This window comes from Caldimonas sp. (assembly GCF_046289365.1).
Taxonomy (GTDB): domain Bacteria; phylum Pseudomonadota; class Gammaproteobacteria; order Burkholderiales; family Burkholderiaceae_C; genus Caldimonas.
The window spans coordinates 1-4,818 of record NZ_JBKBVU010000223.1; the positions used below are offsets into that span (position 1 = coordinate 1).

5 protein-coding genes are annotated in these 4,818 nt (G+C 68.8%); 3 read left to right on the forward strand and 2 right to left on the reverse strand.

Features of this window, described 5'->3' with window-relative positions:
• The first annotated feature begins 207 nt into the window (after nucleotides 1-207).
• Genes ACK42S_RS15760 through ACK42S_RS15770 form a run of 3 tightly spaced genes read left to right on the forward strand, consistent with a single transcriptional unit; the run spans nucleotide 208 to nucleotide 3,346 of the window.
• Nucleotides 208-714, forward strand: coding sequence for a hypothetical protein (locus ACK42S_RS15760; protein ID WP_409709679.1), 507 nt, complete (start codon nucleotides 208-210; stop codon nucleotides 712-714).
• Nucleotides 715-726: 12 nt separating this feature from the next.
• Nucleotides 727-2,343 carry a GMC family oxidoreductase N-terminal domain-containing protein gene (locus tag ACK42S_RS15765; RefSeq protein ID WP_409709682.1) on the forward strand — a complete coding sequence of 539 codons (1,617 nt, stop codon included), beginning with the start codon at nucleotides 727-729 and terminating at the stop codon, nucleotides 2,341-2,343.
• A 13-nt stretch (nucleotides 2,344-2,356) separates the two neighbouring features.
• Nucleotides 2,357-3,346, forward strand: coding sequence for an esterase/lipase family protein (locus ACK42S_RS15770; RefSeq protein ID WP_409709685.1), 990 nt, complete (start codon nucleotides 2,357-2,359; stop codon nucleotides 3,344-3,346).
• Here the strand turns inward: ACK42S_RS15770 and ACK42S_RS15775 are convergent.
• Nucleotides 3,307-3,942 (reverse strand): class I SAM-dependent methyltransferase, encoded by a 636-nt coding sequence (locus tag ACK42S_RS15775; RefSeq protein WP_409709688.1) that lies wholly within the window; start codon nucleotides 3,940-3,942, stop codon nucleotides 3,307-3,309. The genes ACK42S_RS15770 and ACK42S_RS15775 overlap by 40 nt on opposite strands.
• A gap of 13 nt (nucleotides 3,943-3,955) precedes the next feature.
• The coding region (locus ACK42S_RS15780; protein WP_409709691.1) for a glycosyltransferase at nucleotides 3,956-4,818 on the reverse strand (863 nt) is incomplete at its 5' end.

The window sequence follows — 4,818 nt, forward strand, 5'->3', positions numbered from 1 at the left end:
CTTTTTTGTTTTTTTTCCTGTCCCTAGGCTTCTGCCCCGGTTTCTGGTCCCCCAGCCCGTGGTCCCCTCTCCCGGGCCACTTCGCGCAGTTCGTGCAGGATGTCTTCGGCCTGGACGGGCATGGCCGGGATTGTCGGGGTTTGCCTGGGGGCCGGTTAGTGGGGGGACCCTAGGCCAGAGGGCATGGTGGGTGCCACACTGGCGCCGATGCAGAGACGGACCTTCCTTCGCTTAGGGCTGGGCTCGGCCTTGGTGCTGGGGGCCTTGGGCGCGGGCCTGACTTGGTGGCGCCCGGGGCTGGAGCACGGGCGGTTCACGTCGGCGACGCGACGGGTGCTCGTTCGCCTGTGCGAGGCGGTGCTCGAGGGCAACCTGCCGGAGGCCCCCATGGCCCGCGAGGCGGCCCTGCAGGCGCAGATCGTTCGGCTCGAGGCTTTTGCGGCCGGGCTGCCCGCGGCCACCCGCGACGAACTGGGGCAGTTGCTGGGGTTGCTGGCCCTGCCACCGGGGCGGCGCTGGTTGGCAGGGGTGGCGCCGGACTGGGCCGAGGCCTCGGTGGCGCAGGTGCAGAAGGGGCTGCAGGACATGCGGCTGTCCTCGCTGGCCGTGCGCCGTCAGGCCTATCACGCACTGCGGGACATGATCAATGGCACCTACTTTTCCGAACCGGCCCATTGGCCGGCACTGGGCTATCCCGGCCCGGCCGATCTTTGAGGGGCAGCCTCGATGAGCCGGCGTCCCGATCCGGTGGCCGAAGGCCTGTTGCGGGGCTGGCGAGTGCTGGGAGGGGGGCATGCCCAGCCCCCCGAGCGCATGGGCTGCGACGTGGTGATCGTGGGCAGCGGGGCGGGTGCGGGCATCACGGCCGAGCTGCTGACGCAGGTGGGGCTGGACGTGGTGATCGTCGAGGAGGGGCCGCTGCGCAGCAGCCGCGACTTCCGCCAGCTCGAAAGTGAGGCCTATCCGCAGCTTTACCAGGAGAGCGCGGCGCGCAAGACGGCGGACAAAGCGATCAACATCCTGCAGGGGCGCTGCGTGGGAGGGTCCACGACGGTGAACTGGACGAGCTCCTTCCGCACACCCGATGCCACGCTGGCTTATTGGCAGGAGCACTTCGGCCTGCGCGATGTGGACCCGCTGACGATGAGCCCCTGGTTCGCGCAGGCCGAGCGGCGGCTGCACATCGGTGCCTGGCTGGTGCCGCCCAACGAGAACAACGACCTGCTGCGGCGCGGCGCGGCCCGCCTCGGCATCGCCGCGCCGGCCATCTTGCGCAATGTGAAGGACTGCTGGAACCTGGGCTCTTGCGGCATGGGCTGCCCGACCAATGCCAAGCAGTCGATGCTGGTGACCACGATCCCGGCGGCGCTGGAGCGCGGTGCTCGCTTGCTGGTGGAGACGCGCGCGCTGCGCTTTGAGCACGATCAGGGGCGGGTCTCGGGCCTGCTGTGCGTCCCGGTGCAGCCCAACGGCGATGTGGCCACGGGCCGGCCGGGCACGCGCATCCAGGCGCGGCACTATGTGGTGGCTGGCGGTGCGATCAACTCACCGGCCCTGTTGTTGCGGTCGAAGGCCCCGGATCCGCACGGCTTGCTGGGGCGTCGCACCTTCTTGCATCCGGTGGTCATTTCGGCGGCCCGTTTCGATCAGCGTGTGCAGGGGTGGCAAGGGGCGCCTCAGACGATCTACACGGACCATTTCCTGGACGTCCACCCGATCGATGGCCCGATGGGCTACAAGCTGGAGGCGCCACCGCTGCATCCGGTGGTCTTCGCCACGACGCTGTCGGGGTTCGGTCGGTCGCAGGCCGAGCTGCTGGCTCAGTTCGCCCACACTCATGCCCTGCTGGCGCTGCTGCGCGACGGTTTCCATCCGGACTCGCCGGGCGGGCGCGTCGTGCTGCGTGATGACGGCTCACCGGTGCTGGACTATCCGCTCAACGACTTCGTGATGGACGGGGCCCGCCGGGCGCTGTTGAGCATGGCCGAGATCCAGTTCGCGGCCGGGGCCCGGCAGGTGATTCCGGTGCACGAGATGGCCCGGCCTTACACCACCTGGCAGGAGGCCCGTCAGGCGCTGGAAACGCTGCCGATGAAGCCGCTGCTCACGCGGGTGGTGAGCGCCCACGTGATGGGCGGTTGCGCGATGGCTGCGGGCGAAGCCCAGGGGGTGGTGCGGCCCGATGGTCGGCATTGGCAGCTCGAGAACCTCAGCGTGATCGACGGTTCGATCTTCCCGACCAGCATCGGGGCGAACCCGCAGTTGTCGGTCTACGGTTTTGCGAACCGGCTGGCCACCGGCCTGGCCACGCAGCTGACCGGGCGGACCCCGGTGCTGGCATGAGCGGGGGCGGGCCGTGAGTGCCGCTGGGACGACGAGCCGCCTGGCTCGCTTGCAGCAGGCGCTCACGCTGGGCCTGGGGGTCTTCGTGCTGGGCTGGGCGGCTGCGGCCTGGGCCCTGGGGCGGCCGGCGTGGATGCCACTGGGCGCATTGATGGTCTTGGCCGGGTATGTGCTGGTGATGGCGCTGGAGTTCGTGCTGGTGGCCTGCCTGCATGATGGTGATGCGGCGCCGCGGGCGACGGCTGGCCAGTTGCTGCGCGCCTGGTGGGGCGAGGTGACGACGGCGCCCGTGGTCTTCTGTTGGCGCCAGCCCTTCTTCTGGGATGCCGTGCCCGATCGGCCGGACGGCAGGCCCGGACGGCGCGGCCTGGTGCTTGTGCATGGCTTCGTGTGCAACCGGGGCCTGTGGACGCCGTGGCTGCGCGAACTGACGCGACAGGGGCATCCCTTCCTGGCCGTCAACCTCGAGCCGGTGTTCGGCTCGATCGAGGACTATGTGGACACCATCGAAGCGGCGGTGAGCCGGCTGGAGTCGGCCACGGGACTGCCGCCGGTGCTGGTGTGCCACAGCATGGGAGGGCTGGCGGCGCGAGCCTGGTTGCGGCGCTGGCGCTCCCAGGGGCGCGTGCACCGCGTGATCACGATCGGCACGCCTCACCACGGCACCTGGCTGGCACGCTTCGGCCTGGCGCGCAACACCCGCCAGATGCGTCTGGCCAACGCCTGGCTCGAGGCGCTGGCGAGCGAGGAGCCGCCGTCATGCCACCGGCGTTTCACCTGCTTCTACGGGCATTGCGACAACATTGTCTTCCCGGCATCGACCGCCACCCTGGCCGGCGCGGACAACCGGCATCTCGAGGCCACGGCCCATGTGCACATGGCCTTTCACCCGGCAGTGTGGGACGAGGCGATGCGCTGGTTGTCCGTCGGGGAGGGCGGAGACGCCCAGCCGCCGCAGGCGCTTCACGAGCCGCGCTTGCGGATGCGGTACTCCACTTCGTAGATCGAGAAGAGCCCGCACAGGTAACGCTCGAAGAGCTCGATGCCGAGCGTGCTGCGGTTGACCACGCGGTTGAGCAGGCCGCTGAGCATGGGCACGCGCACACCCAGCAGGCGAGGACGCGCATAGGGCTTGAAGCCCACGCGCACCTGGTCGAGGGACCAGCCGGGGATCGTGGCATAGCGTGGCACGGTCCGGTGCAGGCAGGAACGTTCGCAGAAGTAGCTGAAGGTGTGGACGCCGAAGAAGAGGCGGTGGGTGGGATCGGAGTAGAAGTATGGGTTGGAGTAGTGCGGCACGATGATGTGCAGGCTACCTCCAGGGCGCAAGACCCGATCGATCTCCAGCAGCATCGGTCGCAGGTGGTGGCCGTCCACATGTTCGAGAAAGTGGCGCGTGTAGACGTCCTGTACGCTGTGATCCGGCAGGCTGCGCAGGTACTCCATCACGTCCATGCGGACGTCCACCGCACTGCCTTCGCCGATGTCGATGCCGATGAATCCTGGGATGCGTTTGGAGCCGCAGCCCAGGTTGAGCCGCAGGCCGTCCGAGGGGGGCGGCGCCGGCGTGGACGGGTCGATCAGTCGTTCGGTCTTCAAGCCTGTTCCCGGTTCATGTCGAATGCACGGACTGCGCAGTGGGCGCAGGGTGCAGCAGTTGCGCGAGTGCTGCATCCCAGGCCCGACAGATGGTGCCCAGGTCGTGGTGCTGCAGCAACCGCTGACGGGCTGCCTGCACACGGCGTTCGCGTTCGCCGGCATCGGCCATCAGGCGACCCAGGCCCTCGTCCCAGTCGTCCAGGACGGCCCAGTCCTCGAACTCCTCGTAGGAAGGGATGCGGTCGGCCGCCACAGCCAGGCCATTGTAGAAGGCTGTGGCCAGTCGGTTGGGGGTCTTGCAGCGTGTGAAGGGGTTGATCTGGGCCGGGATGATCGCGATCGCGTGACCGGCCAGGGCCTGTCGGAACACGGCGGGCGACCAGGGAATATAGAGGGTCGGCAATGTCCAATGGCTCAGGTGGCGGCGAAAGGCGTCCTCGCTGTTGCTCAGCACGGTCAGGCTCACAGCCTGGGTGCGATGGTGCGCATGTAGCGAGCGCTCGATGCGGGTCAGATCCTGCAGCCCGCCGTCGGCGTAGCTTGCTCCATGGTTGCCGAACCACAGCAAGCGGCGGCCGGGCGCGATGTCGCGTGATGCCAGGAAGCGCCGCAGACGCCAGGCGTGCCAGCGCTGCTGCAGCGTGACGCCCCCCACCGGCAGTGCCGTGTCAAGCGGATCGCCGATGACCTGGATCGGCCGGTCGCCGCCAGTCTCCTGGTGAATCACCTCGGCCAAGGCGGGCGTGGAGGCGACCACCAAGTCGACCTCTTGCACGGCACGGCGCAGGCAGGCGGGGAGCGCGCGCCACCGAAGAGAGTCGTCCTTGGCGTAGAAACGGGTGTCGCACCGACCGAGAACCAGACAAATTTCCTGCC

Excerpts from the sequence above, each read along its gene's own strand:
- ACK42S_RS15760 (WP_409709679.1), top strand. The coding sequence starts at position 208 with ATGCAGAGACGGACCTTCCTTCGCTTAGGGCTGGGCTCGGCCTTGGTG.
- ACK42S_RS15765 (WP_409709682.1), top strand. The coding sequence starts at position 727 with ATGAGCCGGCGTCCCGATCCGGTGGCCGAAGGCCTGTTGCGGGGCTGG.